Origin of the sequence: Xanthomonas bonasiae, assembly GCF_014836395.1 — a bacterium.
GTDB classification, from domain to species: Bacteria; Pseudomonadota; Gammaproteobacteria; order Xanthomonadales; family Xanthomonadaceae; genus Xanthomonas_A; species Xanthomonas_A bonasiae.
Window position 1 is genome coordinate 115,894 of sequence record NZ_JACSQX010000003.1, and the last position, 20,249, is coordinate 136,142.

A 20,249-nucleotide genomic window follows, 5' to 3' on the forward strand; every position below is an offset into this window, starting at 1 on the left:
TTCAGTTAGGCTGCGCATGCGGCCGCCGCTGCGCCGCGATGCTAGCGCTACCAAAGGGAGACCTCGATGCATGCCTTGACCAAGACCTGGCGCCGCCGGCGATGCCGTCTCGGACTCATGACGCTGCTTGCCGCGGCCGCCGCCGCAGCGGTCGCGGCGGAGCCGCCAGCGGCCGCCGGCTCCAATCCGATCGTCCGCGACCGGTTCACCGCCGACCCTGCGCCCCTGGTGGTCGGCGACACGCTGTATCTGTACGTCGGCCACGACGAGGCGCAGCGCGACGAGATGTTCACCATGCGCGAGTGGCTGGTCTATTCGACCAGGGACATGAAGACCTGGACCGCGCATGCGCCGATCATGAACGTCAAGGATTTCAACTGGGCCAAGCAGGATGCGTGGGCATCGCAGGCCATCGCGAAGAACGGCAAGTTCTATTTCTACGCGGCGGTGGAGCACGACGCCACGCATCCGGGCAAGGCGATCGCGGTGGCGGTCGCGGACACGCCGACCGGCCCGTTCGTGGACGCGCGCGGCTCGGCGCTGATCACCAATGAGATGACGCCCAAGGGCACGCACAGCTGGGAAGACATCGACCCGACCGTGCTGACCGACGACGACGGCAGCACCTGGATCGCCTGGGGCAACCGCCAGTGCTATCTGGCCAAGCTCAAGCCGAACATGATCGAACTCGACGGCCCGATCCGCGAGATCACCCCGCCGCATTTCGAGGAAGGTCCGTGGCTGCACAAGCGCGGCGATCTGTACTACCTGACCTACGCCTCGCTGGACCGGGCCACGCAACGCGACGAGCACGTGTCCTACTCGACCGCGCCGGCCATCACCGGGCCGTGGACCTATCGCGGCGAACTGACCGGCTCGGGCAAGTACAGCTTCACCATCCACCCGGGCATCGTCGAGTTCAAGCGGCACTGGTACCTGTTCCTGCACAACGCGACCCTGGCGATCGGCGACTTGAACGGCGCCATCGGCCGGCGCGCGGTGACGGTGGAGTACCTGCATTACAACCCGGACGGCACCATGCAACCGGTGCGGCAGAGCCAGGCCGGGGTGTCGATTCCCGACGTGGCGCGGTGAGGCACCGCCTTTCGTAGGAGCGGCTTCGGCCGCGACAGGCGTTACCGACAATGCCTGTCGCGGCTGAAGCCGCTCCTACAAAAAACGCGCGCGATCGTCCGAATCGGCACCGCGCCTAGTCGCGCGGCATGCCCTCGTTGGCCAGCAGTTGCCGGAACTCGGTGGCGCTGAGCGGATGGCTGAGCCAGAACCCCTGCCCCAGTTCGCAGCCGCGCTCGCGCAGCAGTTCGAACTGCACTTCCTGCTCGATGCCCTCGGCGACCACGGTGATGCCCAGCGAATGCGCCATGGCGATGATCGCGGTGGTCAGGGCCAGGTCGTCGGGATCGCGCTGCAGGTCGGCGACGAAGCTCTTGTCGATCTTGACCCCGTCCACCGGCACCTGGCGCAGGTGGCTCAGCCCGGAGAAGCCGGTGCCGAAGTCGTCCAGCCACACCTTGACCCCGGTGCGATGCAACCGCGCCAGCATGCTCGCGGCCTGCAGCTCGTCGCCGATCACCGCGGTCTCGGTCAGTTCCAGGTGCAGCTGCGCCGCCGGCAGCCCGGATTCGCGCAGGCAGTCGGCGACGATTTCCGGCAGGTCGCCGCTGCGCAGCTGCCGCGGCGACACGTTGACCGATACGAACAGGTCGCGGCTGCCGTCGAAGCGCTGCCATTGCGTGGCCTCCATGCAGGCCGCACGCAGCACCTTGGGGCCGATGCTCTCGATCAACCCGCTCTGCTCGGCCACGTCGATGAACACCGTCGGCGAGATCGTGCCCAGCGCCGGATGCTGCCAGCGCAGCAGCACTTCCACGCCGACCATGCGCCGGTCCAGGGTGCGGAAGATCGGCTGGTACACCAGCTTCAGTTCGTCGCGGTCCCAGGCGCCGCGCAACTCGTGCTCCATGTGCACGCGCCGTTCCACCGCATAGTCCATCGCGCGGCTGTAGAAACGGTGGCAGTTCTTGCCGGCCAGCTTGGCCTGGTACATCGCGATGTCGCCGTTCTTCAACAGCGCCGAGGCGTCCTCGGCATCGCCGGGGTAGACGGTGATGCCGATCGAGGTGCCCATGAACACCTCGCGGTCCTGGATCCGCAGCGGCTCGCGCAGTTCCTGCACCAGGCGCTCGGCCAGGCCGGTGGCGACCTGCACCACGTGCTCGTCCTCGACCAAGATCACGAACTCGTCGCCGCCGAAGCGCGCCAGCAGCGCGTCGTGCCCGCCCAGCTGATCCACCGCCAGCTGGATGCGCCGCGCGAACTGCAGCAGCGCCTCGTCGCCGGCCTCGTGGCCGAGGGTGTCGTTGATCCGCTTGAAGTCGTCGATGTCGGCGAACAGCAGCGCCAGGCGCCGATGCGAGGCGCGCGCCGACAGCATGCGGTGGTCCAGCGCTTCGCGGAACGCGAGCCGGTTGGTCAGCCCGGTCAGGGCATCGGTATAGGCCATGTGGCGCACGTCGCGGTCGTGGCGCGCGATCGCCTCGCTCATGCGCCCGAACGCGCGCAGCAGTTCGCTGACCTCGTCGTGGCGGCCGCTGTCGCGGCGCTCCACCACGTAGTCGCCGGCCTCGATCTGGCGCGCGGCCGCGGCCAGCCAGCGCACCGGCGCCACCAGCGTGCGCTGCACATAGATCGCCACCATCACCGCGGTCAGCCCCAGCGCCGCCAGCAGCAGCAACAGCCAGCCCAGATGGCGCTTGCCCAGCGCATCCAGGCGTTCGTCCAGGTTCTCGCCGGCCTTGCGCTCGTAGACCAGCGCCCGCGTCCAGGACATGCCCACGCGCACCCCGCCCACGCGCTGGTCGCCGATCATGATCGGCATCGACACGTCCAGGATCTCGTCGGATTCCTGCGCCAGCAGGCCGTTGGCCTTGATCGCCGCATCGGCCATCGGGCCGCGCATGCGCTGGCCGTAGCCGGGTAGATCGTCGCTGCCGTCGTGGATCAGGCGGCCGTCGGCGTCGTACACCAGCACGTAGGCCACCGCCACGTAGCCCAGCGCCGCGCGCACCTGGGTGCCGATCGCGTCCAGGTCCGAGTAGTACACCGGATTGGCCAGCGAATCGGACAGCTGCCGCGCCAGGGTTTCGCCGCGGGTGCGCATGCTGCGGTCGAACAGGCCATGGATCACGTTGCCGCTGAGCGTGCGCACCTCGTTCTGCATCGCCGCCTGCCGCTCCAGCATCAACGCCAGGATCGCCATGATCAGCAACGCGGCCACGCCCATTGCCAGCAGGAACCTGGCCTGCAGTCCGAAACGCAGCCTCTTCATTCGACTTCCAGCTTGACCTGCGCAACGCCGGCACGCAGCTGGTCCAGCCGCTTCTGCGAGGCCGGATCGACCGGGTAGAAGCCGGAGGTGCCGAAGAACTTGTGCAGCGCGGCGCTGCCCTGCGGGTCGTCGGCGGCTTCCAGCAACACCTCGCGCAGACGCGCCTCCACCGGCGAGGCCAGGTCGCTGCGCACCATCTCCACCGCGCGCGGGAACGGCTCGGTGCGGTAGATCACCCGGAAATCGCGGCGGAACGCGGGCGGCACGCGGCGGTCGTCGTCCCAGTCCAGGTTGCTCAGCGCGCCGGCGTCGACCAGGTGCTTGTGCACATAGGAGGCGATGTTGAGCTCGGAGCGCGCGAACACGTAGCCGACCGTGTTCGCCGAGGCCTGATCCTTCGGCGAGAGCAGGATCTCCGGATGCAGATCGTGCTCGAACAGGGTCATCATCGGCACCAGGTAGGCGCTGGTGGACAAGGTGCTCTGCAGTGCCAGGGTGCGGCCCTGCAGGTCGTGCAGGGTGTGCACCGGCCCGTCGCGGCGCACGAAGAACACCGTGCGGTACTCGCGCACGCCGTTGCGCTCGGTCAGCAGCAGCGGCCGCACCCCGCCGCGCTGTTGCAGCGCCATCGCGGTGGCCGCGGTCTCGGTGACCCAGTCGACGCGGCCGCGGCGCAGGTAGCTGCTCATCTGCTGGCTGTCGCGGGCCATCAGGATCTGCCCGGAGGTGATGCCGACATCGCGCATGCGCGGCACCACGTAGTCCAGCAACGGCTTCAACTGCTCGTAATGGGCCTTGGGGTTGTCGCTGATGCGGCCCAGGACCAGCACCGTCGGACGCGCGTGCGCCAGCCCAGGCCAGCAGATCGCCAGCGCCAGCCACACCATGACGAAACGCCACCGCGGATTTTGCAAACCACATTCCCCATGTAGAGGCTGTAAGCCTAGCCGAAAGCGTCAGCCGGCGACAGCTGGTGACGCCGGGATTGGGGATTTGGGATTTGGGATTCGGGGCGGTCATGGCGCAGCAAGGGAGAGAACTTGCGGTGCGCTGCGACAAGCGATCCGTCGCCGACGACCGGAATCCCCGCTTTGCCGGGTCCCGAGTCCCGAGTCGCGAAACTAACTGCGCGCCTGGCCCGCCAGCCGCGCCATGCGCTGCGCATCGGACAGGATGCCGCGCAGCAGCCGCACTTCCTGCTCGGTCAGCGCGTTGCGCAGGAACAGCCGGCGCAGCTTGCGCATCGCCGAATCCGGCGCGCGGCCCTTGTGGAAGTCGATGTCGTCCAGGGTGTCGGCCAACTGCCCGAACAGGCCCTCCAGCTGCGCATGGCTGGCCGGCGCCTCGCGGAAACCGGGTTCCGCGGCGGCCGGCGCCGCGGCCTCGCCGCGCAGCAGCGCCAGACGCAGTTCGTAGGCCAGCACCTGCACCGCCGCGGCCAGGTTGAGCGAACTGAATGCGGGATCGGAGGGAATGTGCACCGCCGCGTGGCACAGCTGCAGTTCCTCGTTGGTCAGGCCGGTGCGCTCGCGCCCGAACACCAGCGCCACCTCGGCCTGCTCGGCGGCGGCGCTCACCAGCCGCTGCGCACCGTCCGCCGGCAGCAGTTCTTCCAGCGACACCCGCCGGCTGCGCGCGGTGCAGCCGAGCACCAGTTGGCAGTCGGCGACCGCCTCGGCCAGGGTGGCCAGCACCGGCGCCTGCTGCAGCACGTCCTCGGCGCCGGCCGAGCGCCGGTAGCCGTCCTCGTCGAGCGCGCGCTCCGGCGCCACCAGCACCAGCCGCGCCTGGCCCATGGTCTTCATCGCCCGCGCCGCCGCCCCGATATTGCCGGGGTGCTGGGTACCGACCAGGACGAAGCGGATGCGGGCGGATGCGGTCATGGCAGGAAGATGCGGAGCGAACGGGGCGTAGATGGTAAACTGTGCGGCCGGCCTTCGCGCCGGACTGTTCTTTTCCTCCGCCAGATCCTTCTCCGCCCTCTCGGGAGCCGTTGCCATGCAAAAACCCGCCGTCACCGTCATGGTCAAGGCCGCCCGCCTCGCCGGCAATGTGCTGTTGCGCCACATCAACCGGCTGGAAGCGCTGAACGTGGTGCAGAAGGACCGCATGGACTACGCCAGCGAAGTCGATGCCGACGCGGAGAAGGTGATCGTCAAGGAACTGCGCCGCGCCTATCCCGATTACGGGGTGATGGGCGAGGAAGGCGGCGTGCAGGGCGGCGGCCGCTACATGTGGGTGATCGACCCGCTCGACGGCACCAGCAACTACCTGCGCGGCTTCCCGCATTACTGCGTGTCGATCGCCCTGGTCGAAAACGGCGAGCCGATCGACGCGGTGATCTTCGATCCGCTGCGCAACGAGCTGTTCACCGCCAGCCGCGGCAACGGCGCGGTGCTCAACGACCGCCGCATCCGCGTCAGCGAGCGCAAGGAACTGAACGGGGCGATGGTCAACACCGGCTTCGCCCCGCGCGAACGCAAGCGCACCAGCGCCCAGCTCAAGTGCGTGGACGCGCTGATGGTCCAGGCCGAGGACATCCGCCGCACCGGCTCGGCCGCGCTGGACCTGGCCTACGTGGCCTGCGGCCGCACCGACGCCTACTTCGAGGCCGGGGTGAAGGCCTGGGACATCGCCGCCGGCGTGCTGCTGGTGCGCGAGGCCGGCGGCCGCATCACCGACTTCAAGGGCGCCACCCCGGGCCGCATCGACGACCGCGGCACCCCGCAGTACCAGATCGTGGCCGGCAACATCAAGGTCAGCGAAGCGCTGCAGAAGCTGATCGTCAATACGGGGTATGCGGCGGAGTTCGACGCGAAGTTTTGAGGGCTGGGAATGGGGAGTCGGGAATGGGGAATCGGAAAAGCGGTTTGCCGCCGACGTTGAGACGCTGAGAAATCCCCCCACAGCAACAAAAAAGCCGCGCAGATGCGCGGCTTTTTTTATGGGACTGTTTGAGGGCCAGGGAATCACGCCTTTGCGATTCCCCATTCCCGACTCCCCATTCCCAGCTTCTCAGGGCCTACGCGCCAACGCCTCGACGTCCTTGGTCTTGGGCAGCAGGTCCTGCTTGGTGACCTGGAACGGGCCGATCGACAGCAGCGGCACCGCCACGATCACCGAGGACACCACCACGATGATCGCGCCGATCATGTGGGTCAGCGCCAGGCCTTCCATCGAGTTGCCGCCGTACAGGTACAGCGCCAGCGCCGACAGGAAGAACATCACCGCGGTGATCACGGTGCGCGACAGGGTCTGGTTGATCGAGCGGTTCAGCACTTCCACCGGCTCCACGCGCAGGCTGCGGAAGTTCTCGCGCACGCGGTCGAACACCACGATGATGTCGTTGATCGCAAAGCCCATCACCGACAGCAGGCCGGCCAGCACGGTCAGGTCGAACTCGCGGCCGGTGAGCGAGATGTAGGCCACCGTCACCAGCAGGTCGAACAGCGCGGTCAGGCTGGCCACCACCGCGAACTTCCACTCGAAGCGGAAGCCGATGTAGATCAGGAAGCCGACCAGCATGAACAGGGTCGCGTAGACGCCGTTCAGCGCCAGGTCCTTGCCGACCTGCGGGCCGACGAATTCGCCCGGCTTCACCGTCGCCGGGTTCTCCGCGGTGGTCACCGCCTTGCGCACCTGCTCGGCGAGGTTCTTGGTCACGTCCTCGTTGTTGTGCTCGCCCTGCGGCTGCAGGCGGATCACGATCTCGTTGCCGCTGCCGACGTTCTGCACCTGCGCGTTCTCGAAGCCGGCGGTGGCCAGCTGCTCGCGCACATGGTCGATGTCCACCGGCTTCTGGAAGCTGGTCTGCACCAGCGCGCCGCCGGTGAATTCCAACGCGTAGTTGAAGCCCTTGGCGAAGATCACCCCGAGCGACGCCACCGCCAGCACCAGCATCAGCACCAGGGTCGGACGCCGCCAACGCATGAAGTCGATCTTGGTGTCGTTCGGGATCAGATGAAGCGGGAAGATTTTCATGGAGACATGCTCTTCAATTTTTTGGACCCCGCACATCGATGGGCGGGCTCTTGCGAAGGACTCGCATTGTTCATCCCCTGCGCAGCGATGCGCAGGGTCGTGCGAAGGATTCGCGTGCGGCTCAGATCGCCAGCGACTTGAGTTTCTTGCGACGGCTGTAGATCAGCGTCGCCAGCGCGCGCGACACGGTGATCGCGGTGAACATCGAAGCGAAGATGCCGATGATCATGGTCAACGCGAACCCCTTCAGCGGGCCGGTCCCGAACGCGTACAGGGCCACGCCGACGATCAGGCCGGTGAGGTTGGCGTCGAGGATGGTGCCGCCCGCCTTGTCGTAGCCGGCCACGATCGCCGATTTCGGCGGGACGCCCAGCCGCAGCTCCTCGCGGATACGTTCGTTGATCAGCACGTTGGCGTCCACCGACAGGCCGACCGACAGGGCCAGGCCGGCGAAGCCGGGCAAGGTCATGGTGGCGCCGAACAGCGACATCACCGAGACCACAATCAGCAGGTTCATCAGCAGCGCCACCGAGGTGATCGCGCCGAACATGCGGTAGTACACGCCGAAGAACACCAGGGTGAACAGGAACGCGTACAGCACCGCGGTGACGCCGCGTTCGACGTTCTCCGCACCCAGGCTCGGGCCGATCACGTATTCCTCGACGAAGTCCATCGGCGCGGCCAGCGAACCGGCGCGCAGCAGCTTGGCCAGGTTCTCGGCCTCGACCTTCTCCAGGCCGGTGGTCTGGAAGTTCTTGCCGAACACGCCGGCGATGCGGGTCGGCGCCAGGGCTTCTTCCTTGACCCGCACGCTGCGCACTTCCTTGCCGTCGACCATGCTCACGGTCGGGATGCGCTCGATGTAGACCACCGACATCAGCTTGCCGGTGTTGGCGCTGGTGTAGTCGAACATGCGCTGGCCGGCGACGTTGTTGAGCGTGACCGACACCGCCGGCAGGCCGTTCTGGTCGTTGCTGACGGTGGCGTTGACCATCTGGTCGCCGGACACCAGCACGCGCTTGTTCAGCAGCACCGGGGCACCGCTGTCGCGCAGGCGGAACACCTTGGCCTCCGGCGGGATGTTGCCGGTGCGCACTGCGTCCTCGGCATTGCCCTCGACCACGCCGCGGAACTCCAGCGTGGCGGTGGCGCCGATCATGCGCTTGGCCTCGGCGGTGTCCTGCACGCCCGGCAGTTCGACCACGATGCGGTCTTCGCCCTGGCGCTGGATGATCGGCTCGGCCACGCCCAGCTGATTGACGCGGTTGCGCAGCGTGGTCAGGTTCTGCTCGATCGCGCCGGCGGCGATCTGCTTGAGCTCGGCGTCGGGCACGCTGACCGCGATGGTCTGCCCGGATACGGCATAGCTCAGCGTCGGCTGCGCCTTGGCCAGCGCGGCACGCGCGGCGTTGACGTCGGCGCCCTCGCCCAGGCCGACCTGGATGCTGTTGTCGGCACGGCGCTCGACCGAGCGGTAGGCAATGCGGCTGTCGCGCAGCGTGGTGCGGATGTCCTCGGCGAAGGCGTCCAGGCGCTTGTCCAGCGCCGCCTTCTGGTCCACCTGCAGCGCGAAGTGCACGCCGCCGACCAGGTCCAGGCCCAGCACCATCGGCTTGCCGCCGATCGCCGACAGCCACTGCGGCACGGTCGAGGCCAGGTTCAGCGCCACCGTGTAGTTCTCGCCCACCTGCTGGCGCAGGATGTCGTTGGCGCGGGTCTGCGCCTGCAGGCTCGGCAGGCGCACCATCAGGCTGTCGCCCTCCTTGGCCACCGACTTGGGAGTGATCCCGGCCGCCTTCAGTTCGGCGCTGACCCGCTCGCGCAGGGCCTCGTCGAGCTGGCCGCCGCGGCTGGCGGTGATCTGTACCGAGGGGTCCTTCTGGTAGACGTTGGGCAGCGCGTACAACGCACTGAACGCCAGCACGATCAGGATGAGGAAATACTTCCAGCGCGGAAACTCGAGCATTGCAGGACCCCGCGCGACGCCACGCCGGCGCCGCGCCTAGCAGTAAGAGAAATGGATCAGGCGGACTTCAGCGTGCCCTTGGGCAGCACGTTGCCGATGGCGCCCTTCTGCACGCGGATGCGCACGTTGTCGGCGATTTCCACGGTGATGAAGTTGTCGCCGATGTCGGTGACCACGCCGGCCACGCCGCCGGAGGTGATGACCTCGTCGCCGCGGCCGAGCTTGTCCAGCATCGACTTGTGCTCCTTCTGCCGCTTCATCTGCGGGCGGATCATCACGAAGTACATCACCGCGATCAGGATGATCGGCAGCAGGAACATCTGCATGCCGCCGCCAGCGGCAGGAGCGGCACCGGCGGTCTGCGCCTGGGCTACGGGAATCAGGAAATCGAGCGGGTTCATCGGTGTGTCCTATGGTTTGGGCAGCCCGTCGCCGGTGAAGGCGCGGACTGCTGGTTTGTCGCCGGAGGCGGCAAGCAGCCGCCGATTATGCCACGATCTCCCCTTACGCCCGGAACGACCGTCGCGCCCTGCCTTCTCCCACCGGCAGCAAGCCCCCTTCTCGGCGGAAGGTGCTGCGCAGCGGCGGATGAGGGTACGGGCAAAGCTTCCTGTGCTTTCGATGCTCGCGAGGCTGCGCCCGTACCCTCACCCCAACCCCTCTCCCGACGGGAGAGGGGCTTATTCCCGCTACGACAGGCCGCCGCCACTTACTGAAGCAGGCCGCAGCCCCCCCCCTTCTCCCACCGGGAGAAGGTGCCGCGCAGCGGCGGATGAGGGTACGGGCGCAGCCTCGTGTGCTTTCGATGCCCGCGAGGCTGCGCCCCGTACCCTCACCCCAACCCCTCTCCCGGGGGGAGAGGGGCTTTATCCCTGCTCCGATGGGAGTGGCGTTGCTTCCACTCCGCGTGCCGCATAGAAGGACCGCCGGAACTGGGCAAAGGTTCCCGCGGCGATCGCCGCGCGCATGTCGGCCATCAGCTTCTGGTAGTACCAGAGGTTGTGCAGGGTGCCCAGCATCGGCGCCAGCATCTCGTTGCAGCGGTCCAGATGGCGCAGGTAGGAGCGGGTATAGCCGCCGCTGCAGGCGTGGCAGCCGCAGCCCGGCTCGATCGGCGCCAGGTCGCGCTCGTAGCGGGCGTTGCGGATGCGTACGGTGCCGAACGAGGTGAAATAGTGGCCGTTGCGCGCGTTGCGGGTCGGCATCACGCAGTCGAACATGTCCACGCCGCGGGCCACGCCCTCGACCAGGTCCTCCGGCCGCCCTACCCCCATCAGGTAGCGCGGCCGGTCGGCCGGCAGCCGCGGATGCAGGTGTTCGAGCATCGCGTTGCGCTCGTGCTCCGGCTCGCCCACCGCCAGCCCGCCGATCGCGTAGCCGTCGAAGCCGATCGCCTGCAGGCCCTCGATCGAGCGCGTGCGCAGGTCCGCATGCACGCCGCCCTGGACGATGCCGAACAGCGCCGCGTCGTTGCTCAAGGCCTCGTGCGCATCGCGCGAGCGCTGCGCCCAGCGCAGGCTCAGCTCCATCGAGCGGCGCGCCACGTCCTCGGTGGCCGGGTACGGGGTGCACTCGTCGAAGATCATCACGATGTCCGAGTCGAGCACCTTCTGGATCCGCATGCTCTCCTCGGGCCCCAGGAACACCTTGGCGCCGTCGGTCGGCGAAGCGAAGGTCACCCCCTGCTCGCTGATCTTGCGCCGGTGCGCCAGCGAGAACACCTGGAAACCGCCCGAATCGGTCAGGATCGGCCCGTCCCAGCGGGCGAAGCCGTGCAGCCCGCCATGGTCGCCGATCACGTCCAGCCCCGGCCGCAGGTACAGGTGGAAGGTATTGCCGAGGATGATCTGCGCGCCCAGCGCCTTGATCTGCTCGGGCAGCACGCCCTTGACCGAACCGTAGGTCCCGACCGGCATGAACGCCGGGGTTTCCACCGTGCCGCGCGGAAAGGTCAGGCGGCCGCGGCGCGCGGCGCCGTCGGTGGTGTCTAGCTGGAACTGCAATCGGGACATTGAAAGGCCGGGAATGGAGAATCGGGAATCGGGAGTGGCAACGGCAACGGACGGAGCAATGGTTTGTGCTTTTTACGATTCCCCATTCCCCATTCCCGTTTCCCCGCTCCACAGCAACATCGCATCGCCGTAGCTGAAGAAGCGGTAGCGCTGTTCGATCGCATGCCGGTACGCGTCGAAGATGCGTTCGCGGCCGGCGAAGGCCGAGACCATCATCAGCAGCGTGCTTTCCGGCAGATGGAAGTTGGTGACCATCGCATCGACGCTGCGGATGCGATAGCCGGGCAGGATGAAGATCTGGGTTTCGCCGGCGAACGGATGCAGCTCGCCGTCCTTCGATGCGCTCTCCAGCGCGCGCACCACCGTGGTCCCGACGGCGATCACGCGGCCGCCGGCGGCGCGCGTGCGCCGCACCTGCTCGACCAGGCTGGCGCCGACGTTGAGCCATTCGCGGTGCATCACGTGCTGCGCGAGCGCCTCAACCCGCACCGGCTGGAAGGTGCCTGCGCCCACGTGCAGGGTGACATGGCCGACGCTCACGCCGCGCGCCTGCAGCGCCTCCAGCAACGGCGCATCGAAATGCAGGCCGGCGGTCGGCGCGGCGACCGCGCCGGCCTCGCGCGCGAACACGGTCTGGTAGCGTTCGCGGTCGTCCAGTCCGGGGTCGCGGCGGATGTACGGCGGCAACGGCAGGCGCCCGGCCTGTTGCAGCCACGCTTCCAGCGTGTCGGGCACGTGGAATTGCAGCACGTAGAACTCGCCATCGCGGTCCAGCACCTCGGCCTCGCCACCGGCATCCAGGGCGATGCGCGCCCCGGCCTTGGGCGACTTGCTCACGCCCAGCTGCGCGCGCGCGCGCTGGCCGCCCAGCAGGCGCTCGATCAGGATCTCCACGCGACCGCCGCTGCTCTTGTTGCCGAACAGCCGCGCCGGGATCACCCGGGTATCGTTGAACACCAGCAGATCGCCCGGCTGCAACAGCTCGGGCAGATCGCGCACCTGGCGATCGGCGAACGGCGCCGGCGCCGGCGGCACCAGCAGCAGGCGGCTGGCGGAACGTTCGGCCAGCGGCGCCTGCGCGATCAGTTCCTCGGGCAGCTCGTAGCGGAAATCGGACTTCTTCAAGGCCGGCGTATCACAGTGCAGGTGGCCGGTCATTGTAGCTGGAGGGCCGGGATTGGGGATTCGGGATTGGGGATTCGCAAAAGCGCGGCGCCTGGCTCCGCTTTGCCGAATCCCCAATCCCGAATTCCGAATCCCCGCCTATCAGCGCTCGAATTTGGTCGAAAGAATGATCGACGACGTCGTCCGCTCCACCCCGTCGACCGCGCCGATGCGGTCGGTCAGCACGTCCATGTCGTTGACCCCCGGCACCACGCCCAGTGCGATCAGGTCGTAGGAGCCGCTGACCGAGTGCAGCACGCGGATCTCGTCGATCTCGCGCAGCGCCTTGACCACCGAGGTCATCTTCTTCGGCAGCACGGTGATCAGGATGTGCGCGCGGATGTGGCCCTGCTCGAAGTCGCCGCGGGTGCGCACCGTATAGCCGCAGATCACCCCCTCGCGTTCCAGCCGCTCGATCCGGCTCTGCACGGTGGTGCGCGACAGGCCGAGCTTGCGGGCGATCTGCGCGGTGGAGGCGCGGGCGTCCTCGCGCAGCAGCGAGAGCAGGCGTTCGTCGGAGGACGTGATCTTCATGCGCGGCCGGATTTCGTCGAATCGACGAAATTATCCGATTTCCTGCACAAATCAACTCTGCCAATCGACGATCCGGTCCTGATAATAGAAGGTCTATCGCTAGACGACCCGCCTCCAGGAGATCCCGCATGTCCGTACTCGGCCCCCTCGCCCCGCTGCGCGCCCATGCCGGCGAACGCCTGACCGCCGGCCTGGACGATGCCAGCATCGACCGCCTGGCCGCCTCGCACCCGCAGTTGGGCGCCGCGATCGCCGCCGCCGGCGCGGACCATGCGCGCCTGGCCGCGGAGTTCGCCGACCTGCTCGAACTGGACGAGGTCGAGCAGATCCGCACGCTGCAGGCCGGCTTCGTCAATTTCTACGCCGACGACGCGGTGACCCCGTACGTGGCGCTGGCCGCGCGCGGGCCGTGGGTGGTCACGCTGAAGGGCGCGGTGCTGTACGACGCCGGCGGCTACGGCATGCTCGGCTTCGGCCACACCCCGGACGCGGTGCTGGAAGCGATGGCGCGGCCGCAGGCGATGGCCAACGTGATGACCCCGAGCCTGTCGCAGCTGCGCTTCGACCGCGCGCTGCGCGCCGAGATCGGCCAGCAGCGCGGCGGCTGTCCGTACAGCAAGTTCATGTGCCTCAACTCCGGCTCCGAAGCGGTGGGCCTGGCCGCGCGCATCGCCGACATCAACGCCAAGCTGCAGACCGATCCGGGCGCGCGCCATGCCGGCGCCAGGATCAAGCGCATCGTGGTCAAGGGCAGCTTCCACGGCCGTACCGACCGGCCGGGTCTGTATTCCGATTCCAGCCGCAAGGCCTACGTGCAGCACCTGGCCAGCTATCGCGGCGAGGATTCGGTGATCGCGATCGCGCCCTACGACGTGGAGGCCCTGCGCCGCGCGTTCGCCGACGCCGAGCAGCACGGCTGGTTCGTCGAGGCGGTGTTCCTGGAGCCGGTGATGGGCGAAGGCGACCCGGGCCGCGCGCTGCCGCCGGCGTTCTACGCCGCGGCGCGCGAACTCACCCGCGCCCACGGCAGCCTGCTGCTGGTCGATTCGATCCAGGCCGGGCTGCGCGCCCACGGCGTGCTGTCGGTGGTGGACTACCCCGGCTTCGAACAGCTCGATCCGCCGGACATGGAAACCTATTCCAAGGCGCTCAACGCCGCGCAGTACCCGCTGTCGGTGCTGGCGGTGACCGAACATGCCGCGCAGCTGTACCGCAAGGGCACCTACGGCAACACCATGACCAGCAACCCGCGCGCGCTGGACGTGGCCAGCGCCACGCTGGCGCAGCTGACCCCGCAGGTACGCGCCAACATCCGCGCGCGCGGCGCCGAGGCGGTACAGAAACTGGAGAAGCTCAAGAGCGAGCTCGGCGGACTGATCACCCAGGTGCAGGGCACCGGCCTGCTGTTCTCCTGCGCGCTGGCCCCGCAGTTCAAGTGCTACGGCGCCGGCTCCACCGAGGAATGGCTGCGCCAGCACGGGGTCAACGTGATCCACGGCGGCGAGAACTCGCTGCGCTTCACCCCGCATTTCGCGATGGACAGCGACGAGCTGGACCTGCTGGTCGGCCTGATCGGCCGCGCGCTGCGCGAGGGCCCGCGCCTGGCGCAGGCCGCCGCCGCTTAAGGCCGGCTGGCACATGGTGCAGGAACTGGCCGAGGCGATCGCCCGGCCGCTGTTCGAACTCGTCCTGCAACTGTTCGGCTACTGGAGCGGCCGCCTGCTGCTGCCGGTGCTGTCGCTGGGCTGGATCCGCGCCGAAGCCCGCCGCGACCGGCCACCGCGGCGGCCCGGCAAGCGCCGCCACGGCCAACCGCTGTTCTACCGCAACGCCAGCGGCAGCCTGATCGCCAGCGACGACGCGGTGATCGGGGTCGGCCTGCTGTGCTGGGCGCTGCTGGCGCTGGCGGCGTTCCTGCTCTACCGCCTGGCGCAGTGAGTCGCGCGAGCGCGGCATCCCCCGGACGATTCGACCGCACCTCATAGCGCCACCGATCCGAACGAAACCGATCGATCGGCTACGGCCGCGCGCGTGGTGCCGGCGAAGGGCGATCTGCGCGCGGGTTACGCGGCAGATCGCCATCCACCTCAGCGCGCGCACTCCTTCAGCCGCAAGCTGCGCGCGATGTCGCGCCAGTCGAACGCGGCCACCGCCTGGTCGTCGTGCAAGGCATAGAACACGCCCTGCGGGAAGCGCTTGTCGCCGCGCTGATCCAGCCACACGCCGTCGGTGTTGGCGGTGACCTTGCCGGCGAAGGCGCCGACATGCGCCAGCGTCTGCCGGTCGAACACGTGGAACAGGCTGCGGTCCTTGAACTGGTCGGTGCCGATCCAGTAGCCGCTGCCGTCGGCGCAGCTCAGCAGCGCGATGCCCTCGGCCTGCGCCTTGTACAGGTCGGCGCCGATGTCGCGTCCGCGGTACTTGCCGTCGGCCAGGCCGTATTCGCGCAGGCGGGTGCCGCTGGCCACGTCTTCCTCGGCCAGCAGCAGGCGGTCGTGCGCCGGATCGGCGTACACCGATTCGGCGATGCGGATCGCGCCGGCCGCCGAGGTCTCGCCGAAGGTCTGGGTCAGCGTCGCGGTCCAGGCCTGGCCTTGCCTGCGCAGCTGGTAGCGGCGGAAGCGCTGGCCCAACTGCGCCAGCGGCGGCACGGTTTCCTCGTCCGCGCCGAGCATGTAGTTGTCGCTGACGACGACCTCGATGCCGCCGTCCTTCGGCTGCGCCCACAGCCCGTACGGCTTCTTCAGATCCTCGGCGCCGAACAGCGCGACCGAGGCGAAGTCCGGCAGCGAGAAGGCCTGCACGCGATGGTTGTCGCGCTCGACCACCAACGCCAGGTCGCCGACCACGGCGATGCCGTTGGGCCGGTCCATCTGCCCGGGCGCGGCGCCCTTGCCGCCGACGGTGCGCAGGCGCTGGCCGCTGTCGCCGTCGAACACCACCAGCTCGCCGCTCTTCTTGGCGGTGGTGATGATCCAACGCTGGCCCTGCGGCGTGGTCCAGCTGGCCGGCGAATCGAGGTTGTCGGCCGGGGTGGACGCGGTGAGGAACGCTTCTGCGATCACCTCATGCGGCAGCTTGGCCTCGCTCAGCAACGGATCGTGTTGCGCGCCCTCGTCCGGTTCGCGGTCGGCCGCTGCCGGCTTGGCGACGGGCGTAGCGACAGGTGCCGCCGCCGCGCCGGTCGACGGCGTGTTGGCACAGGCCACGAGCAGCCCGCAGGCCAGTGCGAGCGCCCCCAGGCGCAGCATCGAATGCGCGCCCGTCACAGCTTCACCCGCACGCCGACGGCGAAGGTGCGGCCGTATTCCTCGTACTGCTGGGTGTGCGCACGCGTGCCCTGGTAGCGCTCCAGCGGCTTGTCGAGCAGGTTGGAGGCGTCGAAGTACAACTGCACGGTGTCGGTCACCTGGTAATCGAGACTGAAATCGAGCTGGGTGTTGGGTGCCACGAAGATATCGTAGTCGCGGGCCTTGCCCAGCTCGTCGAGGTACGCACTGCGGTACACCGCCGAGAGCCGGGTGGAGAAGCCGTCGCGTTCGTAGCCGAGGAAGGCGGTATAGACGTTCCTGGAGGCGCGCGGCAAGGTGAAGTCCTCGCCTTCGCGATCGTCCAGGCCCGGGTCGAACTCGGTATGCAGCCAGGTGCCGCTGACGCCGCCGAGCAGGCCGTTCCAGCCTTCCGGCAGGAACGCTAACTGCTGCTGCCAGTTGAACTCGGCGCCGTAGACCTTGGCGCGCTTGCCGTTGATCGCCATGCTGACGTCGTAACCGGCGTAGGCGGGCGCGTTGTCGATCACCGTGTCCACGATGTAGCCGTCGATCGACTTGCCGAACAGGCCCAGCGAGACGATGCCGGTCTTGCCCAGGTAGCGCTCGAACGACAGGTCGAGGTTGGTCGACGCGTAGGGATCCAGATTCGGATTGCCCAGTTCCGCTTCCTCGTCGTCGTTGTTGATGGTCGCGTGCGGGGCGACCTGGCCGAAGCCGGGCCGCGACACGGTCTTGTTCAGCGCCGCGCGCAGCGACCAGTCCTCGCCGCCGTTCCAGCGCAGGTGCAGGCCCGGCAACACATTGGTGTAGCTGCTGCTGGCCTGCAGCGCGCTGGCCGCGAACGACTCGCCGTCGTCGCCGACGTCGACCTGGTAGCCGCTGGCCTTGAACCGGGTGCTCTCCACGCGCACGCCGGCGATCACCCGCAACGCGCCGATATCCCGGGTGCCCATCGCATACGCGGCCAGCACGTCCTCCTTGGCGACATAGTCCTCCGACAACGCGCCGACCGCATTGCTGCCGACATCACCGTCGTCGGCGCTGTACTGGCTGCCGTTGCGCGCCCAGTAGGCGCGCATCGCCGAGGAACTCAACGCCTGGCCCAGGCTGTTGTGGCGGTGTTCGGGCGGCGCCACGGTCCAGTCGGCCAGGTCGATGTCGGGACCTTCGGACAGCTCGCTCTCGTTCTTGTCCACGTCGCGGTCGCGCCAGCGCCCGAGCAGGCCGAATTTGTAGCTGGCGTTGTCGGCGTCGAAGCGCACGTTGATCTTTGCGCTGTATTCGTCGTCGTCGGTGCGGCCGGGCGAGAGCACGAACTTGTCGAACACGTAGTTGCCGTTGGACACCCAGTCGTCGCCGGACAGGCCGATGGCAGGCAGGCGGCCGTTCTGGTCGATGGTCGCGTCGAGATCGTCGCCGTCGTACTTGAAGCGTGCCTCCTTCTCGTCGTTCACCCGCTCGCGGGTCTTGGTATAGCCGGCCTGGTAGTCCAGCACCGCGCCGCCCAGGTTGTTCTCGCCACCGAAGCTCGCCGCCAGCGTGTCCTGCTGCTTGGTGCGGTAGCGCACCCGCTTGGACAGCTTGTCCACCGGCGCCGAGTAGGTGCCGTCGCCGTTGGCCTGGATGTCGTCGGCGTCGAAGGAAATCACCGTGTTCTGCCGGGTCTCGGCATCCTTGAAGCTGCTGAACAGCGTGCGCAGGTAATAGCGGTTGTCCTGGTCCGGATGCCAGTCCAGGTTGAGATTGGCGCCGATGCGCTTGCGGTCGATGTGGTACTTGCGGCGCTGCTGCTCGACCATGACCAGGTCGCCATTGTCGATCGCGTCGTACTCGCCTTCGGTGTTGTCGGACTCGAACTCGCGGTCCTGGTAGTTCAGGCCCAGCGCGATCCCGAACGTGTCGTCGGCGAACAGGTCGCTGTAGTTGAACGAGGCCTTGGGGCTGGTCTTGCCGCTGAGCTGCTGGTGATTGGCCTCGAGCTTGGCGCGGATGCTGCGGCCGTCGCGATCGAACGCCGAGGCCGACTCGACCAGGATCGCGCCGCCGATCGCATCGCCGGGCATGTCCGGGGTCGGCGACTTGACCACCTTCAGCCGCTCGGTGGATTCGGACGGGATCACGTCCATCGGCGCGGCGCGGTTGTCGCTCTCCGGGGTGCCGATGGCGATGCCGTCGATGCTGACGCTGTTGAGCGCCGCGTCCAGCCCGCGCACCACCACGAAACGGCCCTCGCCCTGGTCGCGGGTGACGCTGACCCCCGGCAGGCGCTGCAGCGATTCGGCGACGTTCTGGTCCGGATAGTCGCCGACCTCGTCGGCCGAGACCGCGTCCAGGATCGCGTCGGCGCCACGTTTGAGATCCACCGCGCGGGCCTGGGCCTCGAGTTGCGGGCGGACTTCGACCCGCTCCAGATCGATCGCCGCATCGGCGGCGTCGGCGGCCTGCGCGCCGTAGCCGGCGCAGGCGGCGCCCAGGCCGAACGCGATCGCCACGAACAGCGGAGTCTTGCTAGGCACGGTATGCACGGATGCGGATCCCCATCTAACGTTAAGAATTGGGAAACAACATATTTCCGACACGTTGCGTGCTAGTGACACGCCGGCGCCGGACGGGCAGCTGGCGGCCACGGAGCCGGCTGCGGCACACTGTGCGCACCCCCGTTGCGAGTGCGCCCATGAAGATCGTCGAAGTCCGCCATCCCCTGGTGCAGCACAAGATCGGCCTGCTGCGCGATGCCGCACTGAGCACCAAGGGCTTCCGCGAACTGGTCACCGAACTGGGCACCCTGCTCGGCTACGAGGCCACCGCCGATCTGGAAACCGAGACACACACGATGGACGGCTGGGCCGGCCCCACCCAGGTGCAACGCATCGCCGGCGCCAAGATCACCCTGGTGCCGATCCTGCGCGCGGGGCTGGGCATGCTGCCGGGCGTGCTGGCGCTGATCCCCGCGGCGCGGGTCAGCGTGGTCGGCCTGCAGCGCGACGAGGAGACGCTGCAACCGGTGCCCTACTTCGAGCGCCTCACCGGCCGCCTGGAGGAACGCGACGCGCTGATCCTGGATCCGATGCTGGCCACCGGCGGCACCCTGATCGCCACCGTGGACATGCTCAAGCGCGCCGGCGCGCGGCGGATCAAGGGCATCTTCCTGGTCGCCGCGCCGGAAGGACTGCGCGCGCTGGAAGCGGCGCATCCGGACGTGGAGGTCTATACCGCCGCGATCGACGACCACCTCAACGACAAGGGCTACATCCTGCCCGGCCTCGGCGACGCTGGCGACCGCATCTTCGGCACCCGGGTGGGTTGAGCCCGCCGCCGCCGCGCGCGGCGGCACTCACAAGGCGTTCGTGTCCACGTTCTAGGCAAGGCGGCCATGGCCGTCGCTGCCCCAGGCGGCGGCCGCGGCCCGGTCTCCGTCCGCACCCCCGCGGCGGGCATCGCCGTCGGCGCGCCCGCTGTCCCACCGCGGACGCGCCGGGCCGGCCGCATCCCTCCTTCCTTCAGGACACGGCATATGAGCTATTCCCTCAATCAAGCCTCCAATCCGCTGGCGATCGGCCCGCAGCAATTCGCGCAACTGGATCTGGAAAGCGGCAACAACCAGGGCGCCCTGTTGCAGTTCAGCACCTTGCTGTCCAGCGTGGGCATCGCCGTGGTGAGCAACGGCAACCTGATCGGGATCAATCTCCCCCTCTACGACAACCTTGGCGAAACGTTCACCGCCGCCGACGTAGCCACGGTACTGAACGTGTTGCAGACCGGCCTGGCGCCGGGAAGCACGCCGCCTTGCATCGTGTTCGGCCAACTCGCCTACTGGGAAAATTCGGCCAGCCAGGCCTACCAGGCGCTGATCACGGCATTGGTGCCGCAGGATGCGGTCGGGCTCGGCAATGTCGCGCCGGCCATCGGCGTCAACGACGGCGGCGCGCCTTACCTGATCCAGTCCTAGTGCGCTCGCGGCGGCGGCGCGC

General features: G+C 68.3%; 17 protein-coding genes. 6 read left to right on the forward strand and 11 right to left on the reverse strand.

Annotation, left to right across the window (positions count from 1 at the left end; translation table 11 throughout):
* Positions 1-117 precede the first annotated feature (117 nt).
* The gene (locus H9658_RS05555; RefSeq protein ID WP_225209782.1) at positions 118-1,095 is read left to right on the forward strand and encodes a glycoside hydrolase family 43 protein; all 978 of its coding nucleotides are present in this window, start codon (positions 118-120) and stop codon (positions 1,093-1,095) included.
* Positions 1,096-1,210: 115 nt separating this feature from the next.
* On the opposite strand, the gene H9658_RS05560 is transcribed toward H9658_RS05555, so the two are convergent.
* The 3 genes from H9658_RS05560 to H9658_RS05570 form a co-directional block, all read right to left on the reverse strand.
* Positions 1,211-3,349 carry a putative bifunctional diguanylate cyclase/phosphodiesterase gene (locus H9658_RS05560; RefSeq protein WP_191824655.1) on the reverse strand — a complete coding sequence of 713 codons (2,139 nt, stop codon included), beginning with the start codon at positions 3,347-3,349 and terminating at the stop codon, positions 1,211-1,213.
* Complete coding sequence (locus H9658_RS05565) at positions 3,346-4,236, reverse strand: phosphate/phosphite/phosphonate ABC transporter substrate-binding protein (RefSeq protein WP_191824838.1); 891 nt, start codon at positions 4,234-4,236, stop codon at positions 3,346-3,348. Before H9658_RS05565 ends, H9658_RS05560 begins: the two co-directional genes overlap by 4 nt.
* Positions 4,237-4,470: 234 nt before the next feature.
* Entirely contained in the window at positions 4,471-5,232 is a 762-nt protein-coding gene (locus H9658_RS05570; RefSeq protein WP_179563917.1) for an RNA methyltransferase, read from the reverse strand.
* A 115-nt stretch (positions 5,233-5,347) separates the two neighbouring features.
* On the opposite strand from H9658_RS05570, the gene H9658_RS05575 reads away from it, so the two are divergent.
* On the forward strand, positions 5,348-6,175 hold the full coding sequence (locus H9658_RS05575) for an inositol monophosphatase family protein (protein ID WP_179563916.1): 828 nt from the start codon (positions 5,348-5,350) through the stop codon (positions 6,173-6,175).
* Positions 6,176-6,364: 189 nt separating this feature from the next.
* On the opposite strand, the gene secF is transcribed toward H9658_RS05575, so the two are convergent.
* From secF to H9658_RS05605, 6 genes are all read right to left on the reverse strand, one after another.
* Positions 6,365-7,330 carry a protein translocase subunit SecF gene (gene secF / locus H9658_RS05580; RefSeq protein ID WP_179563915.1) on the reverse strand — a complete coding sequence of 322 codons (966 nt, stop codon included), beginning with the start codon at positions 7,328-7,330 and terminating at the stop codon, positions 6,365-6,367.
* Positions 7,331-7,451: 121 nt separating this feature from the next.
* Positions 7,452-9,296: a protein translocase subunit SecD gene (gene secD, locus H9658_RS05585; protein WP_179563914.1), complete on the reverse strand. Its 1,845-nt coding sequence runs from the start codon at positions 9,294-9,296 to the stop codon at positions 7,452-7,454.
* A 56-nt stretch (positions 9,297-9,352) separates the two neighbouring features.
* Entirely contained in the window at positions 9,353-9,697 is a 345-nt protein-coding gene (gene yajC / locus H9658_RS05590; protein WP_145700623.1) for a preprotein translocase subunit YajC, read from the reverse strand.
* A gap of 465 nt (positions 9,698-10,162) precedes the next feature.
* Positions 10,163-11,308 (reverse strand): tRNA guanosine(34) transglycosylase Tgt, encoded by a 1,146-nt coding sequence (gene tgt / locus H9658_RS05595; protein ID WP_179563913.1) that lies wholly within the window; start codon positions 11,306-11,308, stop codon positions 10,163-10,165.
* 72 nt (positions 11,309-11,380) lie between these two features.
* Complete coding sequence (gene queA, locus H9658_RS05600; RefSeq protein WP_191824656.1) at positions 11,381-12,433, reverse strand: tRNA preQ1(34) S-adenosylmethionine ribosyltransferase-isomerase QueA; 1,053 nt, start codon at positions 12,431-12,433, stop codon at positions 11,381-11,383.
* A 141-nt stretch (positions 12,434-12,574) separates the two neighbouring features.
* On the reverse strand, positions 12,575-13,006 hold the full coding sequence (locus H9658_RS05605) for an Lrp/AsnC family transcriptional regulator (RefSeq protein WP_179563911.1): 432 nt from the start codon (positions 13,004-13,006) through the stop codon (positions 12,575-12,577).
* Between the two features lie 128 nt (positions 13,007-13,134).
* Between H9658_RS05605 and H9658_RS05610 the strand changes: the two genes are divergently transcribed.
* Both H9658_RS05610 and H9658_RS05615 read left to right on the forward strand, forming a co-directional pair.
* Positions 13,135-14,631 carry an aminotransferase class III-fold pyridoxal phosphate-dependent enzyme gene (locus H9658_RS05610; RefSeq protein WP_191824657.1) on the forward strand — a complete coding sequence of 499 codons (1,497 nt, stop codon included), beginning with the start codon at positions 13,135-13,137 and terminating at the stop codon, positions 14,629-14,631.
* Positions 14,632-14,644: 13 nt separating this feature from the next.
* On the forward strand, positions 14,645-14,944 hold the full coding sequence (locus tag H9658_RS05615; RefSeq protein ID WP_179563909.1) for a hypothetical protein: 300 nt from the start codon (positions 14,645-14,647) through the stop codon (positions 14,942-14,944).
* Positions 14,945-15,093: 149 nt separating this feature from the next.
* Here H9658_RS05615 and H9658_RS05620 read toward each other — a convergent pair whose 3' ends face one another.
* Complete coding sequence (locus tag H9658_RS05620; RefSeq protein ID WP_191824658.1) at positions 15,094-16,257, reverse strand: phytase; 1,164 nt, start codon at positions 16,255-16,257, stop codon at positions 15,094-15,096.
* 14 nt (positions 16,258-16,271) lie between these two features.
* Positions 16,272-18,794 carry a TonB-dependent receptor gene (locus tag H9658_RS05625; protein WP_406848111.1) on the reverse strand — a complete coding sequence of 841 codons (2,523 nt, stop codon included), beginning with the start codon at positions 18,792-18,794 and terminating at the stop codon, positions 16,272-16,274.
* A gap of 158 nt (positions 18,795-18,952) precedes the next feature.
* On the opposite strand from H9658_RS05625, the gene upp reads away from it, so the two are divergent.
* Complete coding sequence (upp, locus tag H9658_RS05630) at positions 18,953-19,585, forward strand: uracil phosphoribosyltransferase (protein ID WP_145700641.1); 633 nt, start codon at positions 18,953-18,955, stop codon at positions 19,583-19,585.
* A 207-nt stretch (positions 19,586-19,792) separates the two neighbouring features.
* On the forward strand, positions 19,793-20,227 hold the full coding sequence (locus H9658_RS05635) for a hypothetical protein (protein WP_179563907.1): 435 nt from the start codon (positions 19,793-19,795) through the stop codon (positions 20,225-20,227).
* Positions 20,228-20,249: the final 22 nt, after the last annotated feature.

What these genes read in the sequence shown, in the direction of transcription:
- H9658_RS05555 (WP_225209782.1), top strand. Translation starts at nt 118, where the DNA reads ATGACGCTGCTTGCCGCGGCCGCCGCCGCAGCGGTCGCGGCGGAGCCG.
- H9658_RS05560 (WP_191824655.1), bottom strand. Translation starts at nt 3,349, where the DNA reads ATGAAGAGGCTGCGTTTCGGACTGCAGGCCAGGTTCCTGCTGGCAATG.
- H9658_RS05565 (WP_191824838.1), bottom strand. Translation starts at nt 4,236, where the DNA reads ATGGTGTGGCTGGCGCTGGCGATCTGCTGGCCTGGGCTGGCGCACGCG.
- H9658_RS05570 (WP_179563917.1), bottom strand. Translation starts at nt 5,232, where the DNA reads ATGACCGCATCCGCCCGCATCCGCTTCGTCCTGGTCGGTACCCAGCAC.
- H9658_RS05575 (WP_179563916.1), top strand. Translation starts at nt 5,348, where the DNA reads ATGCAAAAACCCGCCGTCACCGTCATGGTCAAGGCCGCCCGCCTCGCC.
- secF (WP_179563915.1), bottom strand. Translation starts at nt 7,330, where the DNA reads ATGAAAATCTTCCCGCTTCATCTGATCCCGAACGACACCAAGATCGAC.
- secD (WP_179563914.1), bottom strand. Translation starts at nt 9,296, where the DNA reads ATGCTCGAGTTTCCGCGCTGGAAGTATTTCCTCATCCTGATCGTGCTG.
- yajC (WP_145700623.1), bottom strand. Translation starts at nt 9,697, where the DNA reads ATGAACCCGCTCGATTTCCTGATTCCCGTAGCCCAGGCGCAGACCGCC.
- tgt (WP_179563913.1), bottom strand. Translation starts at nt 11,308, where the DNA reads ATGTCCCGATTGCAGTTCCAGCTAGACACCACCGACGGCGCCGCGCGC.
- H9658_RS05605 (WP_179563911.1), bottom strand. Translation starts at nt 13,006, where the DNA reads ATGAAGATCACGTCCTCCGACGAACGCCTGCTCTCGCTGCTGCGCGAG.
- H9658_RS05610 (WP_191824657.1), top strand. Translation starts at nt 13,135, where the DNA reads ATGTCCGTACTCGGCCCCCTCGCCCCGCTGCGCGCCCATGCCGGCGAA.
- H9658_RS05615 (WP_179563909.1), top strand. Translation starts at nt 14,645, where the DNA reads ATGGTGCAGGAACTGGCCGAGGCGATCGCCCGGCCGCTGTTCGAACTC.
- H9658_RS05620 (WP_191824658.1), bottom strand. Translation starts at nt 16,257, where the DNA reads ATGCTGCGCCTGGGGGCGCTCGCACTGGCCTGCGGGCTGCTCGTGGCC.
- upp (WP_145700641.1), top strand. Translation starts at nt 18,953, where the DNA reads ATGAAGATCGTCGAAGTCCGCCATCCCCTGGTGCAGCACAAGATCGGC.
- H9658_RS05635 (WP_179563907.1), top strand. Translation starts at nt 19,793, where the DNA reads ATGAGCTATTCCCTCAATCAAGCCTCCAATCCGCTGGCGATCGGCCCG.